The organism is Pseudomonas sp. FW507-12TSA (assembly GCF_058781435.1).
Genome location: NZ_JBYSWT010000044.1, coordinates 1 through 17,248, shown reverse-complemented (window position 1 = coordinate 17,248; position 17,248 = coordinate 1). Strand labels below are relative to the sequence as shown.

The following is a 17,248-nucleotide window of genomic DNA, read 5'->3' as shown; positions in this document are numbered from 1 at the left end:
AGCCAAAGGGCGGCCAGGGGGCATCGGGAGGAACTTATAAGGTTTTTATCGAAGCTCGCGATGACGTCATATGAATTGGATCTAAGCCAGGGGATTCAAGGCCCCTAAGGTAGAAACTGTAGGAAGTCCCGGAGGGTCTTTGCACCGGGACAGGTAAGAAAATGGAAACATCGCCGGCCCATAGTGAAGAACAGGGACCGGCTTGCATTGATGCTTAGGAATAACAACAAAAGGCATTCAGCCATGTTCAGACACTCGAAAGTTCGCCAGGCGGGACTCATCCTCTTCGCAACCACGCTGCTGCTGATCTTGCCGAACCTCACCAAGGTGATCGGCTGATTCATGGTGGCTCGATCAACGAGTCATAAAATTGTCCCCGGTTCCTACCGGGGCACGGACTTGTGTGCCAGTCTTCCTGGGGAACATCACGGGGAAGATTCATGCGCCATTGGATTGCACTTGCCGCGCTCTTGAGCGCCTTCAACGCCCATGCCGGGATCATCGACATCAACCGCGCCGTGGATGAGATCAACGACGGTGCCCTGATCCTGGATCTGCGCAACGACAGCGACTTCGCCGCTGGCAACCTGCACAACTCGCTGCAGGTCAACCTCGAACTGGAAGACGGCACCGGCATCAGCGCCGAAGGCCTGGCCTACCAGCTGCGCAAGGTGGTGCTGGACCCCAACGCCACGGTGGTGATCTACAGCGACACCAACCAGCACGCCCTGGAAGCCGAGGACACGCTGATCCAGCGTGGTTATTTCGGTATCGTGAACGGCGGCAACTACGAAGAACTCCGGGACGCCTTGTTCGATCACGTGTCGCGACCGGACGACGTGCTGCCCGGCAACGAACCCACTGACGACGATCCGACGGCCATCAATTGAAAACCTTGTTCCTGTGCACTGCCCTGTTGCTGAGCATGCCCCTGCACGCCGCACAACTGCTGATCGACCTGGGCTCCGGCAGCCGCGCCTGGCAGACCGAAGAGCTGTTGCGTCACCCCGAGGCCCGGGACATCAGCATCCAGGACGATGTCTCCTACAAACGCCAGATGCGCTACCGCGCGGTCCCGCTGGCCGACCTGCTCCCCGGCCTCAAGCCCGAGGACCACTTGCAGGCCGTGGCCCTGGACGGCTTCGCCGCCGAATTGAGCGCCGCGCCACTGCTCGAACGCCAGGGAACCCGGGCCTGGCTGGCCATCGAGGATCCACATAAGCCCTGGCCAGCCCTGGCAGCCGGCAAGCCCAGCGCCGGCCCCTTCTACCTGGTATGGACCAACCCCGCGGCCGGGCATATCAGCCCCGAGCAATGGCCGTTCCAGATGGCGCGGATCCAGCGCCTGGCGCCGGTGGCCGAGCGTTTCCCGGCCCTGCGGCCGGACCCTGCGCTAGCCGCCGATGACCCGGTGAACCAGGGTTTTGCCCTGTTCCAGAAGAACTGCCTGGCCTGCCACCGGCTCAACGGCGCCGGGGATTCGCAGTTCGGCCCCGACCTGAACGTCCCCTATAACCCCACCGAGTACTTCGGCGGTGACTTCCTCAAGCGCTACATCCGCGATCCACAGAGCCTGAGACGCTGGCCACAGGCGAAGATGCCGGGCTTCAGCAACAGCGTCCTGCCCGATACCGAACTGGAGCTGCTGCTGGGCTACCTGCGCCACATGGCCGGGCACAAGCAGCCCTGACCCCCTCGGTTCGACTAGAGACCCTGGCTATCGCTGGCATAGCCAGAGTCGATTTCACCCACTGCGCATGCCGGCGGATAATCGCCCCCATCGAGCAACACTTCACCTGCCTGATGAAGCCACTGCTGCAAACCTGATGACGCCGACGATCAAAGGATCCGGACTCTCCTGACCGGCTCCCGCTCAAGACCGGTCTTCCCTTTTAGCCACCCTCCCGGGTGGCTTTTTTTTGCCTTTGCGGGCCCTGAAATGCAATTGGCCAACCCGTGGGTTGGCCAATCGTCGGTCTCGGTGCGCTTATCCGGCTATATCAGCCGCCCACGAATCTCGTGCTTGACTCCCCAGCCCTCGATGATGCCGCCCAAGGGCTCGACCACTGCTTCGAAGTCCTGCTCGAAATCACCGATGCCACCATGGGTGGCATACATCACCTTGCTCAGCTCCAGGTACCAGGCACCGTCGTCACGGGGACTGACCTGGGCATTCAAGGATTCGCCGCGAAACTGCCCCGCGGCCCTGCGCGCCCGCTCCTCATCCGGAAAAATGGCGTAGAACTCGATGGGATGAAAGCGTGAAAAATCGAAGCCGCCCTCTTTCATGCGGCGCAGCACGCTGCTGCTGATGTCGTCTTGAAAGGCTGTGCTCATGAAACGTCCTCCTCAAACCGATGGATAGACTTTCCGTGCTTCCCGAATGACAGGCCCAAAAGGCCCGTATCACGACCCGGGGAGGTCGCCAGGAAACAAGCATGGAGCTGGCAAGATCAGGCCTTGGGGGAGAATTCGCTGACCTTGCTTGCAGATTAGCGCCTGCCTCTGGACGCTGCCAGAAATCATGGCCGGTGCCATCTCTGCTACTTACTGGATCGGCGTGATGCTCAGAATCTGAATGCTGTTCTGTTCTTTCAGGCTCTTGAGGGTGGGCGTGTCGGTGCGCCCCTCCAGGTCGTTGAGATCCAGTTCGGCACTCACCGGCAGTAATCTGGCCCGCACCAGCTGCGCGGCACGCTCCAGGGTCGGTGGCTGTTCGCAGTCGAAATGCTCGACGGACTGGACGCCATGATCATCAACGAAAGTGACTTGCCACTTTTGCATCAATGCCTCCTCGATGGCCCCTGTATGGGCCCACATAATCTGGACCTTGTGGCCCAGGTAAACGTTCCGCTGCGCCATGGCCCGAAGCCATTAAAAAACCGCCCGAAGGCGGCCTTTTGCATGGCGGATGCAGCGCTGTGATCAAGGCTTCTCGGCACGGGCCTTGAGTGCCTTCAGGGTGTTGAACGGAGCATCGACCACAAATTTGTTGGCCAGCCAGGAAGGGACACTGCCACCTGGCTCGGTATGGACCTGGTAGGTCACTTCCACCTGGTCGGCGCCCTTGGGGACGAACTTCCAGTAGCCCTCGACCTGGGCCACGCGCACGAAACCTTTCTCCTCGGGAATATAGGTCGGCATACCCTCCAACTTGCGGGTCAGGCTGCCGTCGGCGCCTTGGCTGGTGGTGATGTGCAGGACCGAGTCGCGGGCAGTGACCGGCCATGGGGTGTTGAACTGGGTGTAGGTCCAGCTTTGGTCGCCCTCGTGCTTGAGCAGCTTCTGGGTCTTGCATTCGTGGATCCAGGAGCAGGCCCCGGCCACGTCTTCTTGCAGCGCGCGGAGCTTGGCGATGGAGGTCTTCATGGTGGTGACACCACGGTAGGCCTTGTACTTGGAGCCGGCCACTTCGCTCAAGGAGACCTTGATGCCGTCTTCGTCCTTGGCCGTCTGCCAGTCTTCGGCCTGGGCCGTTGCCGACAACAGCACGGTTAAACCACAGAGCACAGCAATTCGATGCAGCGAACCCATTGTCTTATTCCTTATTGTTGAAGTTCCGTTCATTGAGAACACCCTAAGCCGCCGTCACTTGCTCCCACCAGCCGATCAGGCGGATGGCTTCTTCACGACTCTGGCCACAGACCTCGGCCTCAGCCTGGAAGGCCCCACACACCGCCGGCCGCTCAGGCAGGCCGAACAGCCCACACAGGTGTTCGACCGAAAGATGCAGGCAACGTTCTCCAGCCGGCTTGCCCTGGGGCATTCCGGGAATCGGGGTGCTGATGGAAGGGGCGATGCAGCAAGCGCCACAACCTTCACGGCAGTTCATGACGAAGATTTCCTCGCGACAAGCAAAGAGTTGGATGACGCCGCACAAGAGTAACCGCTAAAACAGCCGTTTAAAATTACTCGAAGAACGGATTTGACGCACAACCGTGCGTGACTGATCAGTCTCCGACAAAGTGTCGGCCACGACGGTCACAAGGACGACAAAGAATTTACTGCTTGAACTCGAAATCCAGGGCGGCGCCCTCGATGTCCCGACGCTCTTCCCGACGCAATTGCAGTTGCATCTCGTTGGTGAGCAGGCGGCCGTTGAGCTGGAACGGCGTACTTTCCTTGGGTTTCTCGCCAAACATCGGCGGCAGCAACGGCGCGCGCTTGGGTAATGGCGTGGCGCCCAGGGGTTGCAGGTGCTTGACCATCTCGGTTGGCAGGTTCAAGTCCAGCTTGGGGCTGACCAGCGGCGTCTTGATGTCCTGGTAGGCCCACTTGGACTGTTTGGCGGGAGCAGGCTTCTTGTTTGCCGGCTGGGTCTTGCTGGCCTTGGTTTTACTGGCCGGAGCTTTCTTTACCGGGACTTTCTTTGCCGGTGCTTTGCCAGAGGTTGTCGAATGGTCCGTCCGAGTAGTGCCGGCAGCGGTTTTTTCCACAGGTGCTGCGGCCTGGACGGGCATGGCAGCAACCGCTCCCAACAGGCAGGCACATAACCAGATGGCAGGAAGAAAGGCTTTCATAAAAACAGGCAGATCGAGAACAAGGTGCCCCTATGCTCGCTTGTTGCACGCCCCATGACAAGCATGGGGCTGCATTGCCTAGAATCCGCCTGCCGCTTCCTGGCACAACTGGCTGGCGAGCATCCCCAAGGTCATCAGCGCCCGCTCGGCCTCGCGATTCCATGGGGTGCCGCAGTTGAGGCGTACACAGTGGTTGAACTGCTCGGTATTGCTGAAGATCAACCCGGGGGCGATGCTGATGCCCTGTTGCAGGGCCCGGACATGCAATTCCTGGGTGTTGACCCGCCCCGGCAAGCTGACCCAGAGGATAAAGCCGCCAGTGGGCCGGGTGATCTGCGTGCCCTCCGGGAAGTACTGCTGGACCGCCAGCTGGAAGGCGCTGAGGTTCTTGCGATACTCCTGGCGGATGTAGCGCAGGTGCCGATCGTAGCCGCCGTTCTCGAGGTAAGCCGCGACGGCCATCTGGGTCACGCTGCAGGCCGAATGGGTGCTGAAGGTCTGCAGGCGCTGGATTTCCTGCTGGTACTTGCCGGCGATCATCCAACCGATGCGTACGCCGGGCGACAAGGTCTTGGAGAAGCTGGAACAGTAGATCACCCGGTCCAGGCGGTCATAGGCCTTCAGGGACTTGGTCCGGCCGACCTCGAACATCAACTCGCCGTAGATATCGTCCTCGACCACCTGGATATCGAAGTCCGACGCCAGGCGCAGCAACTGCTTCTGCCGCTCCTCGGGCATGGTGCCGCCCAGGGGATTGCTCAGGCGCGTGGTCAACACCAGGGCCTTGATCGACCACTGGTTGGCCGCCAGCTGCAAGGCCTCCAGGCTCATGCCGGTGGATGGATCGCTGGGGATCTCGATGACCTTGAGCCCCAGCAAGTCGGCCAGTTGCAGCAACCCGTAATAGGTCGGCGACTCGGCGGCGATCAGGTCACCGGGTCGGGTCAGGACCCGCAGCGACATCTGCAGCGCGTCGACGCAACCGTGGGTGATCACCACTTCGGACGGGTCGACCACCACGCCGGCATCGCGCATGCGAATCGCCACTTGGCGCCGCAGCGGCTCGAATCCCGGGCTGAACATGTAGCTGAAGGCGCGAGGGCTATGGAAGCGCGTGACCTTGGCCAATTGCTGGTGCAGTGCGCGCACGGGCAGGTAATCGACGCTGGGCACCGCGGCCCCCAGGGGAAACACCCCTTCCCGGCGCGACTCCACCAGCACCTGCTGGATGATGCTGCTGCGGGTGACCAGCCCCGGACGCTCGACCCGGGCGATATCCGGCGTCGGCGCGGTGAGCGCGGGCGTCTGGTGCACGTAGTAGCCCGACTGCGGTCGCGCGCGGATCAGCCCCTGGTCTTCCAGGTTGGCGTAGGCCTGCAGCACCGTGGCGTGGCTGACATTGAGCTGCGAGCTCATCTTGCGCACCGACGGTACGCGCTCCCCCGGCTGATAGACACCACGGCGAATATCCTCAGCCAACTGCTGAGCGATACGTTGATAGAGCAAGAGATTGGTCATGGCGCAGCACCCGATTTCACGGTGTTTTATTCTTGTGTGAAACAATACCGGCACAGTTTAGAAGTGTACTGGGACAGTTTCCACAATAGTCGAGGACACCAGGCAGTGAAAAGCACCACGGCAAGTTTTTTCCAGCCGTTGGGCAGGCATAAAAAAACCCGATGCGGCCAGGCATCGGGTTTTTCATGAAAGCTGGCAAAACCTCAGCGTGCGGCGCCGAGCTGGCCCTTCTCGTCGGAGAAAACGATCTCTACCCGACGGTTCTGCGCCCGGCCGCGCTCGGAAGCGTTGGCCTCCACCGGATAGTCGTCGCCATAACCCTCGACCTGGATGCGCTTTTCGTCGACGCCCAGGTCCACCAGCACATCCGCCACGGCCTGGGCCCGGTCGCGGGACAGCTGCAGGTTGCCCTGATGTTCACCGGTATTGTCGGTGTACCCCTCGATCCGCACCACGCGCTTGGGATTGAGCTGGAGGAACTGGGCCACCTTGAGCACGATGCGGTTGGCGGAGTTGTTGAGCTCCGCCTCGCCGGTATCGAACTGCACATCCCCCAGGGTCATCACCAGGCCTCGATCGGTCTGGGTGGTGGCCATGTTGAGGATCTGCTCCTCCAGCCACTTGCCCTGCTGTTGCACGCTGATCAACTTGGCTTCACGCAGGGCCAGTTGCAGGCGCTGGCGCTCCAGCTCGAGCTTGGCCGCCCGCTCCTGGTTCAGCGTCTGCTCGGTATGCTCGCGGGCAATCTCGCTGTAGCGGCGGCTCAGGTAGGCGTAATGCTCCACGTCGCTGCCGCTGCCCCAGTAGCTGGACAGACGATCGGCACGAGCGAGGGACTCACCGGCGCGGATCACATCCTTGGGGGCGACCCGCAGGACATTGGAGTCTTCCTTGACCTTCTGGAAGTCGTTGCCGGCTTGTTGCAGCGCCTCCTCGCTCTGCTGGCCGGCACATCCCAGGAGGCTGGCGCCAGCCAGCAACACCGCGGCACCCAAGAGCTGCTTGGAAATCTTCATTGGGCATCCCCCAGTTGCTTGCGCAGGCGAGTGATGCGGGTCTCGAGCATATTCACCTGCTCCCGGCTCTTCTGGGTCAGGACCTTGGCCTCGGCCAGGCGCGCATCCAACTCCGCCTGCTCGGCACGGACCCGCGCCTTCTTGTAGGACTCATCCTGCATATTGCCCTGGGCCCGGGAAAACTTGTCTTCGGCCAGCTTCAACTCCGGCACGTCCTCGGCCGAGGCTCCCACGGCCTTGGCCTGCTCCAGGGCCTGGGCAGTGAGGCGCATCTGCTCGTTGGGGGCTGGGTCTGAGGCACAACCCGCCATGGCCAGCAGGGCCAAGGCAGCAAAAAGAGGTCGAATAGTCACACGAGATTCCTACGGTTTGGGGCTGCTGACGGGTTGCTGCAACTGGGCCTTCCAACGCTCGAGATTGCGCTGCAACAGGGCCTCCGTCAGACCGGACGCGGGCAATTCTGTCATCTTTTTCGCCAGCTGTCCGCGCAACCATGGGTCATTGCAGGCAGAGTTGTGGGACAGCGCCAGGAACAACCCGGGCTTGTCGATGGGCTGGGGAAATGCCGCCAGGTCGGCGGCCATTCCCAGGGACTGGGCCATGACCATGCCGGCGTAGCGTGGCGCCAGCACATAGTCGAACTCGCCCAGCAGCAGTTTCTGGAAAACCTGGGTCAGGTTCGGCAGGCGCTTGAGCTGCAATTGCTCCTTGGCCAAGGCCTGGAATGGCTGGGTCAGGCGGGCCTTTTCCGAAACGGCGCCGGAGTGGCCCTGCAAATCGGACAACTGGCGGCAATCCAGGGTCGTTTCCTTGCGCGTCCAGACCAGATAGTCGTTCTGCACCAGGGCCGGATGGATATAGTCCAGGGACTCCAGCTCGTCGAGGGTCAACGGGGCATCGGCGAGCATGTCCATGCGCCCGGTACGCACCTCCTCGAGCGCCTCGGAACGCTTGCCGGCGTACAGCAGCTCGACCTTGAGCCCCAGCTCCCCGGCCACCTGCTGCAGCAAGTCGGCGCTGGCACCGATCAGGTGCCTGGGATCCTGTGGATCACGCCACAGGTAGGGTGGCGCATCGGGACTGCCGGTCACCACCAGCCGCTCGCACTTGCCCACCGCCATCGCCAGCGAAGGCAATAGCGCCAGCCCCAGCAATACGGGCCAGCCACTCATGCGGCGCAGTTCCATGACATCACTCCCTCGATAAACGACAGACAAAAAAAACCCGGCCATGAGGCCGGGCTCTTTATAAGTGAAGCGGCTGGATTAGACCAGCTTCTCCAGCTCAGGTACGGCTTCGAACAGGTCAGCCACCAGGCCGTAGTCAGCCACCTGGAAGATTGGCGCCTCTTCGTCCTTGTTGATCGCGACGATCACTTTGGAGTCCTTCATGCCCGCCAGGTGCTGGATCGCGCCGGAGATACCGACGGCGATGTACAGCTGTGGCGCGACGATCTTGCCGGTCTGGCCGACCTGCATGTCGTTGGGCACGAAGCCTGCGTCCACGGCCGCGCGGGAAGCGCCGACCGCAGCGCCCAGCTTGTCGGCCAGGGCGTACAGGTGCTTGAAGTTGTCGCCGTTCTGCATGCCGCGGCCGCCGGAAACGACGATCTTGGCAGCGGTCAGCTCAGGGCGATCGGACTTGGCCAGCTCTTCGCCGACGAAGCTCGACTTGCCAGCATCGTGGGCCGCGCCGACGGTTTCCACCGCCGCCGAACCACCTTCGGCGGCAACGGCGTCGAAGCCGGTGGCGCGCACGGTGATGACCTTGACCGCAGCAGTGGACTGCACGGTGGCAATGGCGTTACCGGCATAGATCGGACGCTTGAAGGTGTCGGCGCTTTCTACCGAGATGATCTCGGAGATCTGGTCGACGTCCAGCTGGGCAGCGACCCGCGGCAGGATGTTCTTGCCGTTGGAAGTGGCGGCAGCCAGGATGTGGCTGTAGCCGGCGCCCAGCTCGGCAACCAGCGGTGCGACGTTTTCCGGCAGTTGGTGCGCATAGGCAGCGTTGTCGGCTACCAGCACCTTGGCCACGCCAGCGACTTTGGCTGCAGCCTCGGCCACGGCGCCAACGCCTTGGCCGGCCACCAGCACGTGAATGTCGCCACCGATTTTGGCAGCAGCGGCCACGGTGTTCAGGGTGGCCTGGGCCAGCGCTTTGTTATCGTGTTCGGCGATTACCAAGATAGTCATGATCAGATTACCTTCGCTTCGTTTTTCAGTTTCTCGACCAGTTCAGCCACCGACTTGACCTTGATGCCCGCGCTGCGTGCAGCCGGTGCTTCGACTTTCAGGGTCTTGTTGGTGGAGGCGGTGGAAACGCCCAAAGCATCAGGAGTCAGCGTCTCGAGCGGCTTCTTCTTGGCTTTCATGATGTTCGGCAGCGACGCGTAGCGTGGCTCGTTCAGGCGCAGGTCGGTGGTGACGATCGCTGGCAGGTTCAGCGCAACGGTCTGCAGGCCGCCATCGATTTCACGGGTGACGTTGACCTTGTCGCCAGCCACTTCGACCTTGGAGGCGAAGGTGCCTTGGGCGTAACCGCTCAGGGCAGCCAGCATCTGGCCGGTCTGGTTGTTGTCGCTGTCGATGGCCTGCTTGCCCAGGATCACCAGCTGTGGCTGTTCCTTGTCGACCACGGCCTTGAGCAGCTTGGCCACGGCCAGGGAGGTCAACTCTTCAGCGGACTCGACGAGGATCGCGCGATCGGCACCCAGTGCCAGGGCGGTACGCAGCTGCTCTTGAGCAGTAGCAGGACCGATGGAGACGACGACGATTTCAGTCGCCACGCCTTTCTCTTTCAGGCGTACGGCTTCTTCCACTGCGATTTCGCAGAAAGGGTTCATCGACATCTTGACGTTGGCGAGGTCGACGCCGGAGTTGTCCGCCTTGACGCGAACCTTGACGTTATAGTCGACCACTCGTTTGACAGCTACAAGAACCTTCATGGATTCCTCGTTACTCTCCGGTGAAAAGAAAGTCGCCTAGGCGAGAACCTGGCGGTTGATGCTCATCGGCACAAGGGCACCTCCAAAAACGCCGGCACACTAAGGTTGACCTTGCTCACGGGACGATGACCGTTCGTCAGTGGCGACCGACGAGTCATTCATTATCGCGGCGTGTAAACTGCGCACCTTCAAGCTGCGCGGCGCATCACCTTCACTGCCTTTGCCCTGTCTTTAGAGGTGCTCTTGAGACCAACAGTCAGCCTACGGCGAGCGCAAAACCGACCGTATCTTGACCGGAACACCTTTTCCGGTCAATACGGCAAAATGGCCGTTCATGAGCCGCGCTTCTTTGATTTACCTGGCCTGCGGCAATTTCAAACAAACGTTTGTATTGGACGCTAGGAGTGGTGTAGATATAATGCGCCGCCCAGAGAGAAAGGTCGGCCGTCCCTCCCCTCTCCCCCCATCGGCGATGGGAGAAAGCGGGACGCAATGCCAAACCTCCAATTAGAAAAAACCGTTGAGCCTTGAGTAGGAGATAGCCTAGTGGAACGCGAATACATGGAATTCGACGTAGTCATCGTCGGTGCCGGCCCCGCAGGCTTGTCCGCCGCTTGCCGCCTGAAGCAGAAGGCTGCAGAAGCAGGCAAGGAAATCAGCGTCTGCGTCGTTGAAAAAGGCTCCGAAGTCGGTGCCCACATCCTTTCCGGCGCCGTGTTCGAACCACGGGCCCTGAACGAACTCTTCCCTGACTGGAAGGAACTGGGCGCCCCGCTCAACACCCCGGTCACCCGCGACGACATCTATGTCCTGCGCAACGGCGAAGCCGCCACCAAGGTTCCCGACTTCTTTGTGCCCAAGACCATGCACAACGAAGGCAACTACATCATTTCCCTGGGCAACCTGTGCCGCTGGCTGGCCCAGCAGGCCGAGAACCTGGGCGTGGAAATCTACCCAGGCTTCGCCGCCCAGGAAGCCCTGATCGACGAAAACGGCGTGGTTCGCGGCATCCTCACCGGCGACATGGGCGTGGATCGCGAAGGCCATCCCAAGGACGGCATGTACACCCCTGGCATGGAGCTGCGCGGCAAGTACACCCTGTTCGCCGAAGGCTGCCGTGGCCATATCGGCAAGCAGCTGATCAAGCGCTTCAACCTGGACAGCGACGCCGACGCCCAGCACTACGGCATCGGTCTCAAGGAAATCTGGGAAATCGATCCGGCCAAGCACCAACCGGGCCTGGTGGTGCACACCGCCGGCTGGCCGCTGGACATCATGGGCACCGAGAACACCGGCGGCTCCTTCCTCTATCACCTGGAGAACAACCAGGTGGTGGTCGGCCTGATCGTCGACCTGTCCTACGCCAACACCTACCTGTCGCCGTTCGATGAATTCCAGCGCCTCAAGCACCACCCGGTGCTCAAGCAATACCTGGAAGGCGGCAAGCGCATCAGCTACGGCGCCCGTGCCATCTGCAAGGGTGGCCTGAACTCGCTGCCGAAGATGGTGTTCAAGGGCGGCGCGCTGATCGGCTGCGACCTGGGCACCCTGAACTTCGCCAAGATCAAGGGCAGCCACACCGCCATGAAGTCCGGCATGCTGGCCGCCGATGCCGTGGCCGATGCGCTGCTGGCCGGTTCCGAAGGCGCCGACGAGCTCAACAGCTACGTCAGCGCATTCAAGTCCAGCTGGCTGCATGACGAGCTGTTCGCCAGCCGCAACTTCGGACCGGCAATCCACAAGTTCGGCGCCATCGTCGGTGGCGGCTTCAACTGGGTCGACCAGAACCTGTTCGGCGGCAAGCTGCCGTTCACCCTGCACGACACCAAGCCGGACTACGCCTGCCTCAAGCTGGCCAAGGACTGCGTGAAGATCGACTACCCGAAACCCGACGGCAAGCTGAGCTTCGACAAATTGAGCTCGGTGTTCATCTCCGGTACCAACCATGAAGAAGAGCAGCCTTGCCACCTGAAGCTCACCGACCCGAGCATCCCCCTGGGCCGCAACCTGCCGCTGTACGACGAGCCAGCCCAGCGCTACTGCCCGGCCGGCGTGTACGAAGTGGTCACCCAAGAGGACGGCGAGAAGCGCTTCCAGATCAACGCCCAGAACTGCGTGCACTGCAAGACCTGTGACATCAAGGACCCTGCGCAGAACATCACCTGGGTCACCCCGGAAGGTTCTGGCGGCCCGACCTACCCGAACATGTAAGTCGGCGCCCTGCGAAAAGGCCCCCAAATGGGGGCCTTTTTCATTCCAGCATTCAAGCCACGCGCTCGTCCCCCGGGGTGCGCTCGAAGTAGCGCTTGTACTCGCGGCTGAATTGCGAGGTGCTCTGGTATCCCACTCTGTGGGCCACCTGGGCCACGCCCAGCCCCTCGCCCAGCAGCAATTGCTGGGCCTTGAGCAACCGCAAGCGCTTGAGGTACTGCACCGGCGACAACAAGGTGCTGCGCTTGAAATGCTCATGGAAGGTCGAAGTACTCATATTGGCGCAGCGAGCCAGGGTCTCGACGTTCAACGGCTCGGTGTAGTGCTGGTGCAAATGGTTGAGCGAGGCGGCGACCCGGGCGAAATGCCCCTGCTGCTCTACCAGTGCCCGCAAGGCCTCGGCCTGGGGTCCGCGCAAGGCAGCGAATAGCAGCTCACGGACCCGCGCCGGCCCCATGACCTTGCACTCCAGGGGATCGTGCAGGCAGCGCAACAAGCGCTCGACACAACCGCGCATGCTGTCGTCGAGGACCACCGAGGTCATGGACTCCAGGGTCTGCGCCGCAGCTGCCGGCCCATCGCCGATGCCCATGGCCAGCACCAGCTCCCTGAGCATGGCGCGGTCGATACCGATGGAGATTCCCAGCAGCGGCGCGTTGGGCAAGGCGAAGGTTTCGCACTCGAACGGCACCGACAGCGCCTGGATCAGGTAATGCCCGGCGCCGTACTCCAGGGTCCGGGTGCCCAGGTAGGCCAGCTTGCTGCCCTGGACGATGATCATCAGGCTCGGCTCGTAGATCTGCGGCCCTCGGGCGACGTCACGACTGGCCCGCAGCACCTGGATCCCGGGCAAGGCAGTAGCGGCGAAGCCCTCGCGGCTGGCCAGGGGCTCGAGCAGCGCGACCAGGGGGGCATTGGCGTCCAGATGGCGGGTCAACAACATGTGGGCAAACTTCATGCAAGGGAGGGGATGCCAGCATCATCGCAGGTCCGTTGGCCAATGCCCCGTGAAAACCGTCGATGGCGGAGGAATAGGCATGACATGCCGAGGAATCGCCATGGTTGCCCGCAAGCCTCACGCCGACAATGCGCCGCCTCACTTGTCAGCGCTTTGCGAGGTTCACCATGTACACCGCCATCGGTTATGCCGCCCAGTCGGCCACCACTCCCCTCGCCCCCATGAGCTTCCAGCGGCGCAGCCCGCGCCCGGACGACGTGGCCATCGAGATCCTCTACTGCGGCGTCTGCCACTCCGACATCCACCAGGCCCGCAACGAATGGGGCATCGCCGTGTACCCGCTGATGCCGGGCCATGAAATCATCGGCCGGGTCACCGCCGTCGGCTCCAGCGTCAACCTGCACAAGGTCGGCGACCTGGTCGGCGTCGGCTGCATGGTGGACTCCTGCCGCCAGTGCGAGGCCTGCGCCGCCAACCTGGAACAATACTGCCTGCAGGGTCCGACCTTGACCTATGCCTCGCCAGACCGGATCGATGGCAGCAACACCATGGGTGGCTACTCCGACAGCATCGTGGTCAGCGAGCATTTCGTGGTGCGCATCCCCGAGTCCCTGGACCCAGCCAGTGCCGCACCGATCCTCTGCGCCGGCATCACCACCTACTCGCCGCTCAAGCACTACGGCGTCAAGGCCGGGGACAAGGTGGGGATTCTCGGCATGGGCGGCCTGGGCCACATGGGCATCAAGTTCGCCAAGGCCCTGGGGGCCGAAGTGACCTTGTTCACCCGCTCGGCGAGCAAGGCCGAGGAAGCCCGGCAACAAGGCGCGGATCACGTGGTCGTGTCCACCGACCCGGCGCAGATGCAGGCCGCGGCCGGGCAGTTCGACTTCCTCCTGGACACCATCCCGGTGGCCCACGATCTCAATCCCTACCTCGATACCCTGCGCTTTGACGGCGTGCACATCCTGGTGGGCCTGATCGAACCGGTGGACCCGGCACTGCACGCCGGCAAGCTGGTGATGGGCCGTCGGGTGCTGGCCGGCTCGTTGATCGGCGGCATCGCCGAAACCCAGGAAGTGCTGGATTTCTGCGCCGAGCACGGCATCCGTTGCGACATCGAGATGCTGGATATCCGCCAGATCAACCAGGCCTACGAGCGCATGATCAAGGGCGACGTGAAATACCGCTTCGTGATCGACATGGCGACCCTCAAGGGCTGAGTCACCCTGAAGTGCGGCGCCAGCGACCCGGATCGCTGGCGCCCGCGCCTCAACCCCGGGCGAAGGCGCGCAGCACCTCGCCATCCATGCGGTACTTGACCCACTCCTCCTGGGGCTGAGCGCCCAGGGACTTGTAGAACTGGATCGCCGGTTCATTCCACTCCAGCACACTCCACTCGAAACGCCCGCAGTCGTTGTCGCAGGCGATCTGCGCCAGGTGCCGCAACAGTTGCTTGCCAGCCCCACCCCCACGCTGCTCGGGGGTGATGTAGAGATCCTCCAGGTACAGGCAGTTGCTGCCCAGCCAGGTGGAATAGCTGAAGAAGAACACCGCAAAACCGATCGGTACGCCGTCGCGCAGGCACATCAGGCCATGGGCCGTGGCGCCTTCGCTGAACAGGCTGCGCTCGATGTCGGCGACGCTGGCGATCACCTCGTGACGGGCTCGCTCGTAGTCGGCGAGTTCGGTGATGAACGCAAGGATCTGCAGGGCATCGCTGGGCAGCGCAGGACGAATTTCGACGGTCATCGGCGGGTCTCATGGCGGAATCAGGTCGGCCATATTAGAACGACAGCCGAAAGACATGCACGGGCATTTCTCCGCCATCGGCCATCCATGCTCCGTACCGGCCTTGCCCCCATCGACACTTATCACCACTGGCGCCAGCGGTTAGAGTGACGGCCCAACCGCCAACCGGAGCCTGCCCATGACTTTCGCGCCCCTGGAGTCCTTGGCCGCCAGCCTGCTGCCCCATGCCTTCGAGCCCCACGACGACGGTGCCCACGACCTGTCCCACCTGTATCGGGTGTGGAGCAACGTCCGGCGTATCGCCGCAGAGGAAGGCGGCGACCTGCGCCTGTTGCTGGCCGCGACCCTGCTCCATGACTGCGTGAACGTGGAAAAAAGCTCGCCGCTGCGCTCCCAGGCGTCACGGCTCTCGGCAGAGCGGGCGCGGCAGGTCCTGGCCGACTTGCACTGGAGCGCCAGCGATATCGAGGCCGTGGCCCATGCCATCGCCACCCACAGTTTTTCCGCAGGGCTGACGCCGACCACCCTGGAAGCGCGAATCCTCCAGGATGCCGATCGTCTCGACTCCCTGGGCGCGCTCGGCGTGGCTCGCACCTTCTATGTCTCGGGGCGCCTGGGGCGGGCCCTGTACGACCCGGCCGACCCACGCGCCAGCCACCGCGAACTGGATGACTCGCGCTTCACCCTGGACCACTTCCAAAGCAAGCTGCTGCACTTGGCCGAAGGTTTCCAGACCACCACTGGCAGCAAACTGGCACAGGTCCGGCATGAGCGCCTTGAACGCTTTCGGCGCGAGTTGCTGGAGGAAATCGGCCAGTAGCCCCCTCATTCACTCCGCTGCCGACTGATCCTGAGGCGGTGAGTAATGGAACAATCACTGGCTACAGACGTGTTAGAAAGCCCCGCACAACGACAAGCACAAAGAGGCGCTTTCATGTCCCCCAGCACGCCCCCGTCACCTCGGGTTTTCGACCCGTTGTTCGGGCTGTTCTGCCTGGGCAGCTACCTGCTGTCCCTGTCCTATGGCTCGACCTTCCTCCTCTCGCTGCTGATCAGCAGCCACGGCGGCAACGAGCATGACGCCGGCCAGGTGATTTCCGTGGCGATGCTCAGCACCTTCGTTGCGGTGATCGCCTCCGGGCACCTGGCGGACTGGCTCGGCGCAGCGCGCTCGGTGGCCTGCTTCGGCAGCCTGCTGGTCATCGCCTGCCTGGGCTTCGCCCTGACGCCGGGCATCGGGCCCGCACTGTTGTGCTTCGGTTTGATCCTTGGCCTGGGTTGGGGAGTGTTCTACACCCTGGGACCGATCATCGTCGCGATGCTGGTCGCCCCCTCGCAGCGTCCACGCTACTTCGCCCTGTTGTCGGGCAGCATGATGAGCGGCATCGGCTCCGCTCCACTGCTCGGACGCCTGGCCAGTGCCCTGGGATATCCCCTGAGCAGCAGCTTTTTCATTGCAGCCGCAGCCAGCCTGCTAGGTGCGCTGATCTTCTGGCGACTGGCTGGTCACCTGCAGCGGCGTACCGACCACCTGGGCACCGCAGCGGCACGAATCACCTGGACCGGCACCCTCCGGGTACTGACCTCCAGGGCCCTGTTCCCGATCCTGATGGTGGGCCTGGGCGGTTGCGTCTTCGGCGGCTTGTCGAGCTTCCAGACCAGCTATGGCCCCGCCCGAGGCGTGGACTACTCACTGTTCTTCATTGGTTTCATGAGCGCGGCCATCGCCAGCCGGATGCTGATTGCCGGCATCGTGGTCAAACGCGATCCGTACTGGGCCGCGTGCCTGTTGTCGGGATTGATGATGGTGTCGATCCTGCTGTTCCTGTCGGTGGTGGATAGCAGCGCCAGCTACCTGCTGGCCGCCATGGCACTGGGCATCGGCTATGGCCTGACCTACTCGGTGATCAACGGCCAGGCAGCCAATGAAGCGCCACCGGGCCACACCTCGCAGGCATTGCTGCTGTTCAGCCTGTCCTACTTCATTGGCGTATTCGGCTTCCCGTGGCTGGCCGGACGGATCATCGTCGAAGCCGGAATCCAGGCATTGCTGCTAGGCGTGCTGGCGATCGCCACAGTGAACTGGCTGATCGCGCTTGGCCGCCTGGGCTGGAGCTACCGGCTTCGATCCCGGGCGGCTCAGGCCTGACACCGTTCGTCGATCACCCGGCACCAATCGCGGGCCAGGGCAGACCAATATCAGGTAGCGACTCTAACGAATGGAGGCGACATCATGATCAAGGTCCAACTCTCTGCCCTGGTCCTGGCCGGGCTGTTGTCCAGCGCGGCCATGGCCGGCTCCACCGGCCCCACCAACCCCGTGGAAGGC

General features: G+C 62.6%; 19 protein-coding genes. 6 read left to right on the top strand and 13 right to left on the bottom strand.

The genetic code is table 11. The features are described from left to right. The first annotated feature begins 440 nt into the window (after window positions 1-440). Together AC3WK8_RS29705 and AC3WK8_RS29700 are read left to right on the top strand one after the other, a co-directional pair. Window positions 441-890 carry a rhodanese-like domain-containing protein gene (locus AC3WK8_RS29705; protein ID WP_103326626.1) on the top strand — a complete coding sequence of 150 codons (450 nt, stop codon included), beginning with the start codon at window positions 441-443 and terminating at the stop codon, window positions 888-890. 35 nt (window positions 891-925) lie between these two features. Further along, on the top strand, window positions 926-1,690 hold the full coding sequence (locus AC3WK8_RS29700) for a c-type cytochrome (RefSeq protein WP_103326660.1): 765 nt from the start codon (window positions 926-928) through the stop codon (window positions 1,688-1,690). Window positions 1,691-1,995: 305 nt separating this feature from the next. Here AC3WK8_RS29700 and AC3WK8_RS29695 read toward each other — a convergent pair whose 3' ends face one another. The 11 genes from AC3WK8_RS29695 to AC3WK8_RS29645 form a co-directional block, all read right to left on the bottom strand. Further along, window positions 1,996-2,337 carry a ribonuclease E inhibitor RraB gene (locus AC3WK8_RS29695; RefSeq protein ID WP_022643205.1) on the bottom strand — a complete coding sequence of 114 codons (342 nt, stop codon included), beginning with the start codon at window positions 2,335-2,337 and terminating at the stop codon, window positions 1,996-1,998. 210 nt (window positions 2,338-2,547) lie between these two features. Beyond that, window positions 2,548-2,784: a hypothetical protein gene (locus AC3WK8_RS29690; RefSeq protein WP_031321271.1), complete on the bottom strand. Its 237-nt coding sequence runs from the start codon at window positions 2,782-2,784 to the stop codon at window positions 2,548-2,550. Between the two features lie 141 nt (window positions 2,785-2,925). After that, the gene (locus AC3WK8_RS29685; protein ID WP_085597170.1) at window positions 2,926-3,534 is read right to left on the bottom strand and encodes an START domain-containing protein; all 609 of its coding nucleotides are present in this window, start codon (window positions 3,532-3,534) and stop codon (window positions 2,926-2,928) included. Window positions 3,535-3,577: 43 nt separating this feature from the next. Beyond that, entirely contained in the window at window positions 3,578-3,832 is a 255-nt protein-coding gene (locus AC3WK8_RS29680) for a YkgJ family cysteine cluster protein (RefSeq protein ID WP_053135844.1), read from the bottom strand. Window positions 3,833-4,001: 169 nt separating this feature from the next. After that, entirely contained in the window at window positions 4,002-4,520 is a 519-nt protein-coding gene (locus AC3WK8_RS29675) for a translation initiation factor 2 (RefSeq protein WP_272482547.1), read from the bottom strand. 78 nt (window positions 4,521-4,598) lie between these two features. Then, complete coding sequence (locus tag AC3WK8_RS29670; protein ID WP_022643200.1) at window positions 4,599-6,038, bottom strand: aminotransferase-like domain-containing protein; 1,440 nt, start codon at window positions 6,036-6,038, stop codon at window positions 4,599-4,601. A gap of 203 nt (window positions 6,039-6,241) precedes the next feature. Next, window positions 6,242-7,054: an OmpA family protein gene (locus tag AC3WK8_RS29665; RefSeq protein ID WP_022643199.1), complete on the bottom strand. Its 813-nt coding sequence runs from the start codon at window positions 7,052-7,054 to the stop codon at window positions 6,242-6,244. After that, window positions 7,051-7,407 (bottom strand): DUF4398 domain-containing protein, encoded by a 357-nt coding sequence (locus tag AC3WK8_RS29660; protein ID WP_031321268.1) that lies wholly within the window; start codon window positions 7,405-7,407, stop codon window positions 7,051-7,053. Before AC3WK8_RS29660 ends, AC3WK8_RS29665 begins: the two co-directional genes overlap by 4 nt. Window positions 7,408-7,416: 9 nt before the next feature. After that, on the bottom strand, window positions 7,417-8,241 hold the full coding sequence (locus AC3WK8_RS29655; protein ID WP_103326624.1) for a substrate-binding periplasmic protein: 825 nt from the start codon (window positions 8,239-8,241) through the stop codon (window positions 7,417-7,419). Between the two features lie 78 nt (window positions 8,242-8,319). After that, the gene (locus tag AC3WK8_RS29650; protein WP_022643196.1) at window positions 8,320-9,249 is read right to left on the bottom strand and encodes an electron transfer flavoprotein subunit alpha/FixB family protein; all 930 of its coding nucleotides are present in this window, start codon (window positions 9,247-9,249) and stop codon (window positions 8,320-8,322) included. Window positions 9,250-9,251: 2 nt separating this feature from the next. Next, window positions 9,252-10,001 carry an electron transfer flavoprotein subunit beta/FixA family protein gene (locus AC3WK8_RS29645; protein WP_031321267.1) on the bottom strand — a complete coding sequence of 250 codons (750 nt, stop codon included), beginning with the start codon at window positions 9,999-10,001 and terminating at the stop codon, window positions 9,252-9,254. A 546-nt stretch (window positions 10,002-10,547) separates the two neighbouring features. On the opposite strand from AC3WK8_RS29645, the gene AC3WK8_RS29640 reads away from it, so the two are divergent. After that, window positions 10,548-12,212: an electron transfer flavoprotein-ubiquinone oxidoreductase gene (locus tag AC3WK8_RS29640; RefSeq protein ID WP_022643194.1), complete on the top strand. Its 1,665-nt coding sequence runs from the start codon at window positions 10,548-10,550 to the stop codon at window positions 12,210-12,212. Between the two features lie 52 nt (window positions 12,213-12,264). Here AC3WK8_RS29640 and AC3WK8_RS29635 read toward each other — a convergent pair whose 3' ends face one another. Then, window positions 12,265-13,155: an AraC family transcriptional regulator gene (locus AC3WK8_RS29635; RefSeq protein ID WP_103326621.1), complete on the bottom strand. Its 891-nt coding sequence runs from the start codon at window positions 13,153-13,155 to the stop codon at window positions 12,265-12,267. Window positions 13,156-13,337: 182 nt separating this feature from the next. Between AC3WK8_RS29635 and AC3WK8_RS29630 the strand changes: the two genes are divergently transcribed. Continuing rightward, entirely contained in the window at window positions 13,338-14,390 is a 1,053-nt protein-coding gene (locus tag AC3WK8_RS29630) for an NAD(P)-dependent alcohol dehydrogenase (RefSeq protein ID WP_085597173.1), read from the top strand. A gap of 49 nt (window positions 14,391-14,439) precedes the next feature. Here the strand turns inward: AC3WK8_RS29630 and AC3WK8_RS29625 are convergent, their stop codons facing one another. Continuing rightward, window positions 14,440-14,919, bottom strand: coding sequence for a GNAT family N-acetyltransferase (locus tag AC3WK8_RS29625; RefSeq protein ID WP_022643191.1), 480 nt, complete (start codon window positions 14,917-14,919; stop codon window positions 14,440-14,442). A 178-nt stretch (window positions 14,920-15,097) separates the two neighbouring features. Here AC3WK8_RS29625 and AC3WK8_RS29620 point away from each other — a divergent pair, with 178 nt between their 5' ends. Then, window positions 15,098-15,739, top strand: a complete 642-nt coding sequence (locus tag AC3WK8_RS29620; protein WP_103326620.1) for an HD domain-containing protein — start codon at window positions 15,098-15,100, stop codon at window positions 15,737-15,739. 114 nt (window positions 15,740-15,853) lie between these two features. Further along, window positions 15,854-17,068: an MFS transporter gene (locus AC3WK8_RS29615; protein ID WP_103326618.1), complete on the top strand. Its 1,215-nt coding sequence runs from the start codon at window positions 15,854-15,856 to the stop codon at window positions 17,066-17,068. Window positions 17,069-17,248: the final 180 nt, after the last annotated feature.